A 15,629-nucleotide genomic window follows, 5' to 3' on the forward strand; every position below is an offset into this window, starting at 1 on the left:
TTAACATGAAAAGAATATTCACATATATATTATTGTCGGGAATGGTGTTTTCGATTACTTCATGCGAAAAATCGCTCGAGGTATCTCCAAATTCAGAATTTTCGCCAGACAATGTTTTAACTTCAGATGCAGGTATAAAATCGCTGTTATTTAGCGCCTACGCACAAGCGCAAACTCAAACCAACTCGCGTTGGGTAATTAATGGAGCAGAAATGAGTACCGATGTTGGTTACGATACAGGCGGGGCAGAAAACGGTGGTTTGCTTACGCTGATTAATTATACTTGGGATCCAACAACAGGTACATTTTTCGATGACCTTTGGGCACCCAACTACAGAGCCATTCGCGATGCAAATAACGTGATCCAAAACATTGCTGCAGTAAACACAACCGATGCCAATAAAAAATTATACACCGCCGAGGCGAGAGTATTAAGAGGACAAGCTTATGCAATTTTGTATAATAATTTTGGCACTGTGCCATTACGAACCCCAGAAACACAAACTGGTGCCTTAGCTAAAGCAACTAATCAACAACTATTAGATTTTATTGAAGCCGACATTACTGCATCAATTCCTGATTTACCAAACCCTGGTGCTGAAGTTGCTTTTGGGAGATATAATAAAGGTGTGGCCTACGCAATTTTGGCCAAGTTTTACCTAAACACTAAACAGTGGCAAAAAGCAGCGGATGCTGCCAAAGCCGTAATAGATTATAATTATTACGCTTTGTTTCCTTCATTTGAAGGATTGTTTAGAGTTGAAAATGAGCGTAATAAAGAAATCATTTTAGCCTTGCAATGTCGTCCGGAAGATCCTTTTGGAAACTGGTATCAAGCAGGAGCTTTACCAGCAGCTTATAAAAGCAGTCCACAGTTTCCAAACTACGTTTACACTGCATCAATGTCGAATTTCGCAACGATGTACCGTTTGAGAACTGCTTTTACAAGCACTTTTGCCCCAACCGATAAACGCCTTTCTTTAATCTGTACCAGTTATGTAAACACCAGCAATGCTACTGTCGATTTATCAACCGGAGATAATGCAAGAAGTTTCAAATATTGGGATAATGCAACCGTAGGGAACAATAGCGGAACAGATGTGCCTGTTTTGCGTTATGCGGATATTCTACTTACCCGTGCCGAAGCTTTGAACGAATTAACCGGGCCAACTCTCGAGAGTTTAGGTTTGCTTAATCAAGTAAGAACAAGAGCAGGAATTGTATCGCTTACGCTAACAGATTTGGCTTCGAAAGATTTATTTAGAGATGCAATTTTAAGAGAAAGAGGATGGGAGTTTGTATCTGAAGGTAAACGCCGCGAAGATTTGGTTCGCCAAGGAAAATTGATCAGCAATGCTGTAGCAAGAGGTATTACCAACGCAAAAGATCACCGGGTTTTATTTCCAATCCCACAATCTGAACTCGATGCAAATAAACTTTGTACACAGAACCCCGGGTATTAAAACGTTTTAGTTAAATTAGCAACATTAGATAATATATTATGAGATACCTATTTATTTTAATTACGTGCTTGAGCATCAGCACTTCCTTTGCACAGAGCAGATGGACAACAGAGCAAGCGAATGCCTGGTACAAAAAGCAACCTTGGATGACGGGTTGTAACTACCAACCAGCCACGGCCATTAACCAATTGGAAATGTTTCAGGCGGCTACGTTTGATCCAGCGCAGATTGATAAAGAACTTGGATGGGCGCAAGAATTGGGTTTTAATACCATGCGTGTATTTCTACATCACGTAGCTTGGACATCGGATAAGGAAGGTTTTAAGAAAAGATTAAACAACTATCTTGATATTTCTGCCAAACACAATGTGAAAACTATCCTTGTATTTTTTGATGATTGCTGGAATGATAAATATGCTCCAGGGAAACAGCCAGAGCCCAAAATCGGTGTACACAATAGCGGTTGGCTTCGCGATCCCGGAACGGATATTAGAAATAATCCAGACAGTTTAAAAATGCTTGAAGCCTATGTGAAAGATATTTTGACCACACATAAAGATGATAAGCGGATTATAATGTGGGATTTATATAATGAGCCAGGAAACAATGGCTACGTTGATAAAAGTTTAGATCTTTTAAAGCAGGTTTTTAGTTGGGCCAAAGCCGTTAATCCGAGTCAGCCACTTACCGCAGGTGTATGGAATTATGGCGATAATTTCGCTAACCTAAACAAGTTCCAGTTAGAAAACTCCGATGTAATTACTTATCACCACTACGGTTATGTAGATCGCCATTTAGATAAAATAAACGATTTAAAAGCTTATAAACGTCCATTGGTTTGTACAGAATATATGGCTAGAAGAAATGGAAGTTTATTTCAGACTATTTTGCCAATGTTAAAAACTGAAAATGTTGGTGCCATTAACTGGGGATTTGTATCTGGTAAAACCAACACGATTTATGCTTGGGATACCCCAATGCCAGGAGGAAAAGAGCCTGAATTATGGTTTCATGACATCTACAAACAAGATAAAACGCCTTTTAGCGAAAACGAAGTGAAAACCATCAAGACACTTAACGGCAAAAAATAAGATCGTTTAACAAATACCTATTTAGAAATGAATTCGAAAAAAATATTCCTCTCCCTAGCGGTCGTCTCAGGCTCAGCGTTGATATTTTTAAGCGCTTTTGATAAAAATCCAAAGAAAATCAAAGTAGAAGTTAAGCCTGAAAGGCCAAATATTGTGGTCATATTGGCCGATGATATGGGTTTCTCTGATGCGGGTTGTTATGGTGGTGAAATTAATACCCCCAACATAGATTTTTTGGCAAACAATGGTTTGCGCTACAGGGAGTTTTACAATACCTCAAGATGTTGCCCCACAAGAGCCTCGTTACTCACTGGATTGTATAACCAACAAGCGGGAATTGGTAAAATGACCGAAGCAGAAGATGAGCCGGGTTATTTAGGGCGACTTGCCGATAATACGGTAACCATTGCTGAAGTTTTAAAAACTGCAGGTTACAATACGGCAATGTCTGGAAAATGGCATGTATCCAATACTAATGTGCAAAAAGATCCAAAAGAGCAGTTGGAATGGCTAAATCATAAAAAAGATTTTGGCGATTTTTCTCCATTAAGTCAATATCCAACGAGTCGTGGTTTCGATCAGTTTTTTGGAACGATTTGGGGTGTTGTAGATTTCTTTGATCCTTTTAGTTTAGTGAGTGGAACAAAGCCAATTAAAACTGTTCCTAAAGATTATTATCAAACCGATGCAATTAATGATACGGCTGTGGCTTATATCAATTCGTGGAAAAAAACGAATAAACCTTTCTTTCTATATGTTTCTCAAAATGCACCGCACTGGCCTTTACAAGCAAAGCCAGAAGATATTGCAAAGTATAAAGACACATATAAAGGCGGTTGGGATGTAATTCGCGAGGCGAGATATAAAAAAATGGTTAAGCTTGGTCTTATAGATTCAAACACCACTAAGCTATCTAAACCAATTACTCGCGCTACCTCTTGGGAAAACAATCCAGATCAGGCTTGGGATGCAGAGGCAATGGCTGTGCATGCAGCAATGATTGATAGAATGGATCAAGGGATTGGGCGAATTATAGATGCCTTACGTAAAACCGGGAAATTGGATAACACCATTATTATTTTCTTATCAGATAATGGCGCAAGTCCTGAAAATGCGGCCGCTTATGGCCCAGGCTTTGATCGGCCTAGTGAAACCCGTACAGGATCTCCAATTGTTTATGCAACTAAAAAGCAAGCAATGCCTGGTCCGCAAACTACCTACAGTTCTATTGGGCGGGTTTGGGCGAACGTTGCAAATACGCCTTATCAATATGCAAAGGCAGAATCTTTCGAAGGTGGAATTCACACACCAATGATTGCTTATTGGCCTCAAGGGATTAAGGCGAAGAAAGGAAGTTACAGCAATCAACGTGGCCACGTAATGGATTTTATGAAAACTTTTGTTGAATTGGCTGGTGCAAAATATCCCACTACTTATAAAGGAAAAAGTATTATTCCTACTTCGGGTGTAAGTTTGGTTCCATCGTTAAAAGGAAAAGAAAATGTTGGTCACACAACACTTTTTAACGAACATTTTGGTGCTCGTTATGCTAGATCCGGTAATTGGAAATTAGTTTCATTAAGCAGTGATACCACTTGGCATTTGTTCGATTTATCGAAAGATAAAGCAGAAACGAATGATCTCGCGAAACAAAATCCAGCGAAGGTTAAAGAGCTTGAGGTACTTTGGGAAAACTGGGCAAACGCCAATCAGGTATTTCCGAAGCCAAGTAGTTCTAAATAGTTATTAACTTTATCTAACACTCAAGAAGCTGTATCATAATTAATTTTTCTTTAGAATTTTGCCATATTGAGCTTGTCGAAATGCATTTTTATTTATCCTTCTACAAGCTCAGGATGACAATTTATATTTATGATACAGCTTCTTTTATTTTTAGAGCACAATTTTTATAAGTTTGGTAATAATTGTTTGATGTTCAGGTAATTTCAATTTTATTGTATGAAAAATAAATCTCTAGTTTTATTATTTTGCTTGGTCTTTCTTTATATTTTAAGCTTAAAAGCGAACGCTCAATCTTTTCCAAAGCTGGGTATTGCTACAAGTTTAGATCAAGATAGCCTAGCTTATTCTTCAGGCTTTAGGATGATTACTGAATCGGCACAGAAAATTCTGTCTCCTAATTTAACGGAAGAGGAATTTCAAGTCAATTTAAAAAAGATAAAATCTGCCAAATGTAAAGTCATGACCTGCAATCTGTTTTTTCCTGGCAGTATAAAAATAGCCGGACCAGATGTTGATGAAGAAAAAGTTTTAGCCTATACCGATGTTCTACTTTCTAGGGCGAAACAAGCAGGAGTGAAATTTATAGTTTTGGGAAGTTCTGGTTCAAGAAGAATTCCAGAAGGTTATGATTTAGTTAAAGCTAAATCAGATTTTGTTAAGTTGTGCAATAAATTAGGGCAAATCGCTAAAAAATATCAAGTCACAATTGTGCTTGAAAATTTAGAAACCACAGAAACCAATTTCATTACTTCTTTGAAATCGGCAGCAGAAATTGTAAGACTGGTAAATCATCCAAACTTCAGACTCAATGTAGATATATTTCACATGATGCGAGAAAACGAATCGCCAGACGAGATTAGGGCAGTAGGAGACTTAATTACTTTTTGCGAAGTTGCAGAAAAGCAAAAGCGTACATTTCCCGGTGTTAATGGAGATGATTTTAAGCCTTACTTAAAAGCCTTGAAAGATGTAAATTATAGAGGATTTATTTTTATCGAAGGAAATACCACAAATATTTCTGTAGATCTGCCACTTGCCTTCAAGTATCTTTCTAAGCAAATTGCTGAGGTTTATGCACAAAAAAAATAAGGGTTAGTTGACATTATTATAGAGTTTAGATTTAATAAATTATAATGTTTTTATTGTACTTCTTTCTTTAATCTAATTCTCATATACATCCAAAAAATATAAGTAATTATTAAGACTGACAGTGCTGCTAAAAAAGAAACTATAAATATAACAGCAAGAGGAATTGTATCAAAATAAAATGATGGAAGCAAACCTAAAATTCCCTTACTGTGTGGGATTGTTCTGATAAATTGCATTAATGAAGCTAGCAAATACCCAATGCCACCAATTATTGAATACTCCGCTATTTTAATAATTACGGAAATCTCAATTTTGAAAATTTTATCATCTAAACTACTCGCCCAATTGAACATTAAGGTTGCGATGCCAGCAAAAACAGCAAACGCTAGATTAGTTATTTTAATGTATTCACCACTTTTGTCATCATAAATATTTTCGGCAAGGCCATAAACAGAGGCAATAAAAAGTGGTAAGATGTAAATTAATATAACAAATATTATAATACGCTGTAAAAACGTAGACTTAGATTTATTCATTGTAACTATTAGAGATTTTATGTACTCACAATTTAACTAATTCCAATAACATTCAGAAGTATAAATAAAGATTAAAAATTCTAATATTTATCTACTTTTCTTGCCTCAACCTTATTCATCATTTAATCTAAACAAGCTTGACTTCGAGCGAGATAACATTTAGATTCAAGTTTTGTAATGTTTTTATTTGGACTTATTCTAAATAAATATATCTTTGCAGAAAAAAAATGCCACACGGTTTAGACCCGTGTGGCGTAAACCGGAAACCGGCTTAACCTTTAATCTCCATTAAAAGTCATGCAAATTAAGAAATTTTTGCTATCGGGCATATTATGCGCCTGTGTTATTTTTATCTATGCTCAAAATAGTCTTTCTGGCTTATCGGGGCAAATCAAAACCAGCGCTGGAGAACCCATTCCAGGCGCTACCATAAAAGTTCTTAAAACAAATTTTGGAACATTAACTGATGCAAATGGAAATTTCAAAATTCTAAATGTTAGTGCTGGTAATTATCATGTGCAAATCTCCGCCATTGGCTTTAAAACACAGAAAAGGGAAATAACTGTAACATCTGGTGGACCGCAAGTTGTTGTAAACTTTAGCTTATCAGAATCATCAGAGCAAATGGAAACTGTTAATGTTGTCGGCCGAACTAAAGCCCAAGAAGTTAACAGGCAGGCCTTTAATGTTACCGCGATTGATGCGACAAAACTTTATAACACAACGCTTGATATTTCTGGAGCTCTGGATCGGGTAGCCGGTGTACGCGTAAGGGAAACTGGTGGTGTAGGTTCTAGTTTCAATGTTTCACTAAATGGTTTTTCCGGAAGTCACATTCGTTATTTTATCGATGGAATCCCAATGGACAACTTCGGTTCTTCTTTTCAAATCAATAATATTCCCATTAATCTTGCAGAACGTGTAGAGGTTTATAAAGGCGTTGTGCCGATGTGGTTAGGATCTGATGCTTTGGGTGGAGCAGTTAATATTGTAACAGGAAACAAACATCGAAACTATTTAGATGCCTCTTATTCTTACGGCAGTTTTAATACGCATCGTTCTGTGGTTAATGCATCGGTTACCAGCAAAAGCGGATTTACCGTACAGTTAAACGCTTTCCAAAATTATTCCGACAACAACTATAAAACAGATTTGCCTCAGCGCTTATTAAGCCAGGTTCAAGGTACAACGGAAACTTCTTTAAGAAGATTTAATGATACCTATCACAACGAAACCTTAATTGCAAATGTGGGCGTTGTAGATAAATCTTTCGCCGATAATTTATTGATCGGGATTACTTTGGGCGAGAATTACAAAGAAATTCAAACGGGAGCAAGACCTGATGCCGTTTTTGGTCAATTACACAGACGAGGCAATATCATTATGCCTTCACTTAAATATAAAAAGACTAATCTGATTAAAGGATTAGATGTAACGCTAAATGCCAATTATAACTTTGGCTACGAGAAAACGATAGATACAGCCCGAGCTGATTACGATTGGGATGGCATACGTGATCCCAAAGCAACAATTGGTGAACGTGAAGGTGGCCAACTCGCTAAATACATGAACAACAACGGTTTGGCTACTGCGATGGCGAGTTATAAAATTGCCGAACATCATTCTGTAGCGGTTAATAATGTGTTTTCTACTTTTAATAGGAAAACCGATAATCTCCTAATTCCTGCTAACAATGCGCTAGATCCTGCTAAAAAAGTAAATAAAAATGTTTTGGGCTTTGGGTATAGTTATGATGTAGAAAATAAATGGAGTAGCAATTTCTTTGGTAAATACATCCACCAAAACAATGTAATTGGGAGTAGAGGTGTTTCAGCTGCAACCGATAAAATGGGTTATGGATTGGCACTTGCTTATTACCTCAACCGTAATCTTCAATTAAGAACATCTTACGAGAAGACGAACAGAATGCCAGAGGCTACTGAAATATTTGGTGATTTGGAAAATCAAGAAGCGAACCCAGCTTTAAAACCTGAGGAAAGTGATAATCTTAATTTTGGGATAATCTATAATTTTCAGATTAATGAAATAAATCGCTTCTCTGTTACTGCAAATGCAGTTTACAGGTATTCTGCCGATTTTATTTACAATCGATTAAACAACAATCAAACTAAAACCGTAGCAGATAATAGGGAAGGTGTACGCACTTTGGGTACAGATGCCGAAATACGATATTCTTATAAAAACTGGTTGTCTGCAGGTACCACCATCACTTATCAGTATTTACAAAATCTTCAGCAATACGAACCCAATTACAGTGGTGTTAGTCCGGTTTATTTAGATCAGATGCCGAACATTCCGTACTTATTTGGAAATACAGATGTTAGTGCATCGTTTAGAGATGTTGGCAAAAAAGGCAATAATTTAACGCTAGGCTACAACTTGTTATATGTACATGCCTTTTGGCTTTACTGGCCAAGTTTGGGTGGGAGAGATGAAGCCTCCGATAAAAAGGTAATTCCCTTGCAACTTTCTCATGATCTTAATTTCGTTTACAGCATGAAAAACGGTCGCTACAATATTTCTTTCGAAGCAAGGAATATTACAAATAAACCCACATTCGATAATTTCAGTTTGCAAAAACCAGGTCGTGGTTTTTACTTAAACCTTCGATATTTCATCAATAAATCCTAATCATTTCTAATAACAATTTATAAAAATCAACATGAAATCAACAATTACTAAAGCGCTTATGGCGTTGGCAATTACAGCAGTATTTAGTTCGTGCAAAAAAAACAATACTGATCCTGTTGCAGAAAATCCAGGGAACTATGTATTGGCGGTTACACCAGTTGCATCTACAGGTGTGGCAGATTATTTAGTTACTGCAAGTAGCCTAGATGAAGGTGCAGTTTCTATTATTGGTAACGGTGTAGAGCAAGATGGTACTTACCGTTATTACGTTACAACGGGTAATAAATTCTTCAGTATGCTTTATGGTCAGGGAAACCCTGGTGCAGTAACTGTTTACGATATTAAAGAAGGCAAATTAAATAAGCTAAACGATTTTACTGCAGCAACGGTGCAGGCTTTTGCGCCAGTAAATGATGATATTTTAATGGTGAAAGTGCCAAGAGCTTATGCCGCAACCGGTGCAACCTTAGCCAATTGGTATATTGTAAGTGCTACCACAAATAAACAAACTGCTGAGGGAACTCTTGATGCCGTTTTACCAACAGGTAATGGTGAGATTGCTCACTTTAGCTGGTTAAAGCAAGTTGGCAATAAAGTATTTGCTCCTTATTTTTCTATTATTGGTCGTACTTTCGAAACAGAACATCCTGATGAGGCTGGTATTGCAGTGTATTCTTATCCTGCAATGCAGTACGAAAAAACTATAAAAGATACCAGAACAAGCTTTATCGGTAGATATTTTACTGATGGTCTTGAAGTAGTTGAGAACGGCGATACTTATGCATATTCTTCTTCTGTAGCCGTAAAAGGTGGTGTTTTAACTTCTACAAAACCCTCTTCAATTACCAGAATTAAATCTGGAACAACAGAATTTGACCAGACTTACCTAATGAATTTTGAAACGGCATCAAACGGTTATGTAATTACAAACTGGTTGTATGTTGGGCAAAATAAATTTGTTGCTAATGTAGAACCTAAAGCAACCAAAGGCGCTTATGTTACCGGTAAAAGATTAGCTATTGTGGATGTTGTTGGCAAAACGGTTTCTCTTGTAACAGGTTTTCCTGAGGCTACAACTATTTCAAGTATAACCACAACCAATTATTCACCTAAAGACGGAAGATACGGATATGTAGGCGTGAACTTAACAGATGGTACAACGTGGGTTTATAAAATAGATGCTTCAAACCACTCCGCTGTTAAGGGTTTAAAAGTAACAGGTGGTTTAATCACAGCTATTCAACACATTAAATAAAATATAGAACACACACACAACAAGGCAGAACAATGGCAATTTCAACTAAAACTAATCCAGTAAAGAAAAAAACTAAGGATTCTCCTTTTTCGAGGATTAATAAATGGCTTCATCTCTGGCTGGGGCTGGCCTCTGGTGTCATTGTTCTTGTTGTTTGTATCACTGGATGTATTTGGGTTTTTAACGAAGAAATAACAGGTTTGCTAGAACCAGATTCTAAAGTTAAGCAACAGAATAAACCAGTAATAACGCCTTCACAATTAAGCGCAATCGCATTTAAAATTTTTCCTGATAAAATTCCATCTTATGCTCAATATCAGCAGGGCAGAGCAATCAACTTAAATTTAAGAGGCAAGAAAGATGAAGGTAGAAGAGGTGGAGGAACAAGCTTATTGATTAATCCATATTCTGGCGAGGTAATAAAAAAAGTTGTTCATAAGAAAGGTGAGGTAGATTTTTTTAGATTTATTTTAAATGGACACAGATTTTTGTGGTTGCCGTATGGTATTGGAAGACCGATTGTTAATTATGGAACACTTGTATTCGTTGTTTTATTAATTACTGGTTTAATTTGGTGGTATCCAAAAAAATGGAATAAATCTACTACTGATAAGAGTTTCAAAATTAAATGGGGCGCTTCTTTTAAACGTGTCAATCTGGATTTGCACAACGTACTTGGATTTTATTCACTGATATTTTTACTCTTTATTGCCTTAACTGGTATGGTTTATGGAATTAAATGGTACAGCGAATCACTTTATTGGGTAACCTCTGGTGGAGATAAATTGGGCGATTTTCAACGCCTGCAATCAGACTCGTTAGCCGTTGGAAAGTTTTATACACCGCAAAAGGCTATGGATTTGGCATGGAAAAAAGTGATTACCCGTCATCCGAAATCTCAGGGTTTTTACTATACTTTTCCGGATACTTCAAAAGCAAAATCAGTAATCAATGTTACAGTATATCCAAATACTGGGCAGTTTTATAACAATCAAAGTTATGCCTTTGATCAGCATACGCTAAAAGAATTTAAAGGCGAGGGCGTTTATGGTACTTCTTATGAAGCATCTGGTTTTGGTGGTAAACTTAGGAAAATGAATTACGATATCCACGTTGGAAGTATTCTTGGTTTTCCGGGAAAGGTTCTCGCGTTCCTGGCTTCCTTAATCGGCGCAAGTTTACCAACTACTGGTTTCTTAATTTGGTATGGTAGAAAGTTCAAGAAAAAATCAAATAAAAAGCCTTTAATAAAGAATACAGAATTGCCCAAGAAAGAGGATTCTAAAATTAATACAATTAGTTCGCCTACAGAAAGCGTACTACAATAATAATTGCATTATCTAATTGGTTAGTTATGCTCAAAGTCCTGTTTGCCCGTTCTAAATTAGTTCGGGCAGATCAGGCACTATAACGATACAGAAACTATAAATTAACTCACCATGTGATGTGCAAAACTTCAGTCTTAGCTCAAAAAGGTGCTGTAATAATTTCTCAGTGTTGTAACTGCAAGGTTTTAAATATTTGGAGATCTGGCGTACTGATGAACTTTTCCTTTCAGCAGTTTGATGCATTCTATCTTGCCACCTGTAGGATAGACTTTGACGATTTTTTAGAAACCAGACCCGATGGGCAGGAAGTGGTAATTCTCTCCACTCCATTTCCAGATATAAGCCTTGTTTTTAATAGGCAAGAGTGGGATTTGTTTTTCGAGGTAATGGCTGAAGCTCGTTTTATGAAAAGAATTTATGAGCTGTTGAACGGTAATTAATTTTAATTTTTTTAAACATTTTCTTTTTGAGCTTGTTGCTTTTTAAAAGCACGAAGAAAATGGAATTTCAGAACGATAAAAATTTTAACAATCCAGAGCCAACGCTAAGTGCTCAAAGCGTAAGCATAGATTTCAGTAAAGTAGAAAATGGGATCAACGAAATAAGTTCGTCATTTTGGGAAGAAATTAATAACGAAATACAATCTGATGATTTGCCATTATGGAGAATGTGGCGTTAAATAAAATAATTAAATTTTTTAAAACAATTGGATCAGTGATCCGTTTATAAGATAGTTTGTTTGGTTTAGTTTTATCGGTGGATGCTTATAAAACATTCAATATAGCCTCATAGTAATATGAGGCTTTCTCATTTTAAACCATTTTCAAAATTACTTCTATAAAGAATCTACTACTTTAAAATTTTCCAAACCTTTAGCTAAAAAGTTTTGTTCATATATAAACATCAATAATACATTATGGAAAATACAGAAAAAACAGTAGAAGTATTAAATGATCTAATCGAGATCAATAACGACAGAGCAGATGGATTTGATAAAGCTTCGAAAGATTTAAGCGAAGAAAATATTGACCTTAAAGCAATATTTGAAAAATTATCATCAGCAAGTAGAACCAACGTAACTGAACTTGCAGGTTTAGTGGGTAGACATGGAGAAAACCCAGATACTGGCAATACAATTTTAGGTAGCTTACATAGAGCTTGGATAGATATTAAAGCGAGTTTTGGTGGTGATGACCGCCATAGCATATTGGCTGAATGTGAACGCGGAGAAGATGCAATTAAAAAAGCATACAAAGAAGCCCTTCAAGAAAATGAACTTGGAGAGAACATTAGAGAAGTTCTTTTAAATCAGCAACAAGGAATCAATGCAAGTCACGATGCCATTAAAGCATTAAGAGACGCACAAGCTGCATTGTAATCAACAAAATAAATATCGAGCCGTTTATGAGAAACCATAAACGGCTTTTTTGATGGCTAATTAATTTTAGTGTATGGATTTTTACTTTATGATTATTTGGAATCCTTGTCTTTTAGCCCTTCACAATGTACCTTTATTAATCAAATTCGAAAACATATATGAATACTGAAAAAGCCATTTTAGCTGGCGGTTGCTTTTGGGGAGTAGAAGAACTTATTCGCCATTATCCGGGTGTAACTGCTACCGTAGTTGGATACACAGGAGGCGATGTACCAAATGCGACTTATAGAAATCATGGAACGCATGCTGAGGGTATCGAAATAACTTTTGATCCTTCAATATTATCTTACCGAAAATTACTTGAATATTTTTTCCAAATTCACGATCCAACTACCCGCAATAGACAAGGGAATGATGTTGGTACCTCTTATCGTTCTGCTATTTTTTATTTAGATGAAACACAGCAAGAAACTGCTAATCAGTTAATAGCGGAAATGGATGCATCTGGAGTTTGGCCTGGTAAAATTATAACCGAGGTTGTGCCTGCAACTGATTTTTGGAACGCTGAAGAAGAACATCAAGATTATTTGCAGAAAAATCCGTACGGATATACCTGTCATTTTGAAAGACCAGACTGGAAGATGAGTTAAGTCTTTTAACCGTTTTCAAAATATATACGGAGGTTGGATCATAAAAGTTAATTGTCATCCTGAGCTTGTAGGAGGATTAAAAAAAATGCATTTAAAGTATTTCGACTGGCTCAATGTGACAAAAATCTAAACAAAAATAATTTATGATCCAGCTTCTTTATTTTTTGCCTTAATTTTTTAAACTGGTTCAGCGTAAAAAGTTTCGAGGTTAGTACAACGATAACCCACTTCGTTGAAAAGAGAAATTACCTCTTCATTTTTGTTAGTATTAGAGTCGATTCTCAAAATCTTATCAGAATCCAATAAATCGATATTCCAAATAATTTCTGAGATGCGGGCATTTAAATAAGAAGCAATTTTTTGCAACTCGTTTTCAGATTGGATGTTTGTTTTAAAAATAGAAATCATAGCTTTTGTTCTCTTGTTTTAATAATGGTTTTTCATTGTTAAAACCTGAAGGTTTTAGAGGTAGACGGATGAAGCTTTAAATTACTTTAAAAAAAAGAAAAATAATTCTGAAGCCATCCCGATTCGCCTGAGTCTGCTGATTTTCAATATTTAATAAAACCTTTTACTAACTTTTATTAAATACATTTACATTAGCATAATCAATCCCGATACTATGAGGAATTATATTACAAAACCATTCTTAGGAATTTTCTTGGTGTTTTTAACAATCGTACTTTCCTCATGGATTACACCAGAAAAAATAAATCCAGAAGCAGGAAAAGGGGGTTTGAAGATTGTTAATATTGTAAATTTCATCCGATTACTAGAACCTCGCGATCCGAAAATAACACAAGAGGTGCTCTATAAAACTGTGGTGAAACAAGTAGAGATCATGAAAAAATATAATCTCCGCGGTACATTTTTATTGCAATATGATGCCTTGATGGATCAGAGATATCAAAAGCTATTATCTGGTCTGCCTAAAAATTCTTTCGAAATAGGAGCATGGTGGGAACTTCCTCAGCCCTTAATTGAAAAAGCTGGAATAAAATGGAGAGGGCGCTACCCCTGGGATTGGCATGCTGATGTTGGTTTTGCTACTGGCTATACTCCAAAAGAACGGGAAAAAATCATTGATGTGTACATGGCCGATTTCAAAAAGATATTCTGTTACTATCCAAAATCGGTTGGTTCCTGGTTTATCGATGCTCATACGCTCAATTATATGTATGAAAAATACCATATTGTGGCTTCCAGCAATTGTAAAGATCAATATGGAACAGATGGTTATACTTTGTGGGGCGGATATTGGAATCAAGCTTATTATCCAAGTAAGATAAATTCATATATGCCCGCTCAAAACGCTGAAAATCAAATTCCTGTACCCATTTTCAGAATGTTGGGAAGCGATCCTGTTAGGCAATATGATACTGGTTTAGGTACACAAAGACAAGGCGTTATAACACTAGAACCTGTATATAAATTTGGTGGTGGCGATGAAAAATGGGTAAATTGGTTTTTTCAAACTTTCACTCAAGATAGATCATTGGGATTTAATTACACACAAGCCGGACAAGAAAATTCTTTTACTTGGGATGAGATGGCCAAGGGTTTCGAAATTCAGATGCCATTGATTGCGAAGCTGAGAGATGAAGGAAAACTGAAAGTAGAAACCATGGAGGAATCTGGATTGTGGTTCTCTAAAAAATATAAAGTTACTCCGGCTACTTCTTTCTCGGTAACAAAAGATCTTGAAGGCAGTGATTTAAAAACGATTTGGTACAACAGTCGCTTTTACCGAATAAACATGCTTTGGGAAAACGGCTCTTTGCGTATTCGCGATATTCATTTATTTAACGAGAATTTTCCGGATAAATACACCACAGAAATTGCGACATCAAACGAATGTTCTTTTTATACCTTGCCTATTGTTGATGGATATATTTGGAGCAAGAAAGATAAACTTTCGGGTTTAAGATTGAAAGCTTTGATTGATGGAAAAGAGGTTTTACTAAAAGGAAATGATCCAATATTTACGGATAATGGATTAAACTCTGTTCATGTTTCTTGGCCATTAACATCAATCAAAGGATCACTAGAATTGGATTTAAGCGAAAAACAAATGAACATAAAACTGGTAAGCAAAACAGCACTTAATTGGTATCTAGATTTAACCACTGCAGATTTTGCTCAACTTCCGTTTAATAAAATTAGTTCTGCACAAGTGGATTGTAATTTTGAAGGCGCATCCTATAGTTTAAAAGCCAATAAAGGAACTTTTTCAAAACCAGAAAAAGATATCGCATTGCGATTAAAGCCTGTAAATAATATGGTTTCGCTAAATTTCGGAGAAATCAACTTCAAGAAATAATTGGCGATAAAAGCAGTAAATATTTGATTTTTTGTTAACCATTCGCAATTTTCCTTTCTAATTTCGAAGTCTCTTATCCGATTTGAAAAACAAAAGTTAACTTTAAAAACTTTCCTTTTCAAAA

Annotated in this window: 14 protein-coding genes; 12 read left to right on the top strand and 2 right to left on the bottom strand. The window is 36.0% G+C overall.

What is annotated here, in order from left to right:
* Positions 1–5 precede the first annotated feature (5 nt).
* The 4 genes from H7U22_RS07815 (at position 6) to H7U22_RS07830 (ending at position 5,386) form a co-directional block, all read left to right on the top strand.
* Positions 6–1,463 (top strand): RagB/SusD family nutrient uptake outer membrane protein, encoded by a 1,458-nt coding sequence (locus H7U22_RS07815; RefSeq protein ID WP_222621820.1) that lies wholly within the window; start codon positions 6–8, stop codon positions 1,461–1,463.
* 38 nt (positions 1,464–1,501) lie between these two features.
* Complete coding sequence (locus tag H7U22_RS07820; protein ID WP_187070792.1) at positions 1,502–2,554, top strand: glycoside hydrolase family 2 TIM barrel-domain containing protein; 1,053 nt, start codon at positions 1,502–1,504, stop codon at positions 2,552–2,554.
* Between the two features lie 27 nt (positions 2,555–2,581).
* Positions 2,582–4,297 (top strand): arylsulfatase, encoded by a 1,716-nt coding sequence (locus tag H7U22_RS07825; RefSeq protein ID WP_187070793.1) that lies wholly within the window; start codon positions 2,582–2,584, stop codon positions 4,295–4,297.
* A 216-nt stretch (positions 4,298–4,513) separates the two neighbouring features.
* Positions 4,514–5,386, top strand: coding sequence for a sugar phosphate isomerase/epimerase family protein (locus H7U22_RS07830; RefSeq protein WP_187070794.1), 873 nt, complete (start codon positions 4,514–4,516; stop codon positions 5,384–5,386).
* A 50-nt stretch (positions 5,387–5,436) separates the two neighbouring features.
* Here H7U22_RS07830 and H7U22_RS07835 read toward each other — a convergent pair whose 3' ends face one another.
* Positions 5,437–5,922, bottom strand: a complete 486-nt coding sequence (locus H7U22_RS07835) for a hypothetical protein (RefSeq protein WP_187070795.1) — start codon at positions 5,920–5,922, stop codon at positions 5,437–5,439.
* A gap of 297 nt (positions 5,923–6,219) precedes the next feature.
* Here H7U22_RS07835 and H7U22_RS07840 point away from each other — a divergent pair, with 297 nt between their 5' ends.
* The 7 genes from H7U22_RS07840 (at position 6,220) to msrA (ending at position 13,185) form a co-directional block, all read left to right on the top strand.
* A complete protein-coding gene (locus H7U22_RS07840) occupies positions 6,220–8,574 on the top strand; it encodes a TonB-dependent receptor (RefSeq protein ID WP_187070796.1) in 2,355 nt (784 codons plus the stop codon).
* Positions 8,575–8,605: 31 nt separating this feature from the next.
* Positions 8,606–9,829, top strand: coding sequence for a DUF4374 domain-containing protein (locus tag H7U22_RS07845; RefSeq protein WP_187070797.1), 1,224 nt, complete (start codon positions 8,606–8,608; stop codon positions 9,827–9,829).
* A gap of 32 nt (positions 9,830–9,861) precedes the next feature.
* Positions 9,862–11,157 carry a PepSY-associated TM helix domain-containing protein gene (locus H7U22_RS07850; RefSeq protein WP_187070798.1) on the top strand — a complete coding sequence of 432 codons (1,296 nt, stop codon included), beginning with the start codon at positions 9,862–9,864 and terminating at the stop codon, positions 11,155–11,157.
* 116 nt (positions 11,158–11,273) lie between these two features.
* Positions 11,274–11,597: a hypothetical protein gene (locus H7U22_RS07855; RefSeq protein WP_187070799.1), complete on the top strand. Its 324-nt coding sequence runs from the start codon at positions 11,274–11,276 to the stop codon at positions 11,595–11,597.
* A gap of 59 nt (positions 11,598–11,656) precedes the next feature.
* Complete coding sequence (locus H7U22_RS07860) at positions 11,657–11,836, top strand: hypothetical protein (RefSeq protein WP_187070800.1); 180 nt, start codon at positions 11,657–11,659, stop codon at positions 11,834–11,836.
* 237 nt (positions 11,837–12,073) lie between these two features.
* Positions 12,074–12,535, top strand: coding sequence for a PA2169 family four-helix-bundle protein (locus tag H7U22_RS07865; RefSeq protein ID WP_187070801.1), 462 nt, complete (start codon positions 12,074–12,076; stop codon positions 12,533–12,535).
* Between the two features lie 158 nt (positions 12,536–12,693).
* Entirely contained in the window at positions 12,694–13,185 is a 492-nt protein-coding gene (gene msrA / locus H7U22_RS07870) for a peptide-methionine (S)-S-oxide reductase MsrA (protein ID WP_187070802.1), read from the top strand.
* A 177-nt stretch (positions 13,186–13,362) separates the two neighbouring features.
* Here the strand turns inward: msrA and H7U22_RS07875 are convergent, their stop codons facing one another.
* Positions 13,363–13,593 carry a hypothetical protein gene (locus tag H7U22_RS07875; RefSeq protein ID WP_187070803.1) on the bottom strand — a complete coding sequence of 77 codons (231 nt, stop codon included), beginning with the start codon at positions 13,591–13,593 and terminating at the stop codon, positions 13,363–13,365.
* A 214-nt stretch (positions 13,594–13,807) separates the two neighbouring features.
* Here H7U22_RS07875 and H7U22_RS07880 point away from each other — a divergent pair, with 214 nt between their 5' ends.
* The gene (locus H7U22_RS07880; protein ID WP_187070804.1) at positions 13,808–15,505 is read left to right on the top strand and encodes a hypothetical protein; all 1,698 of its coding nucleotides are present in this window, start codon (positions 13,808–13,810) and stop codon (positions 15,503–15,505) included.
* The last annotated feature ends 124 nt before the right edge of the window (positions 15,506–15,629 follow it).

It is taken from the genome of Pedobacter fastidiosus (genome assembly GCF_014306625.1).
GTDB lineage: Bacteria > Bacteroidota > Bacteroidia > Sphingobacteriales > Sphingobacteriaceae > Pedobacter > Pedobacter fastidiosus.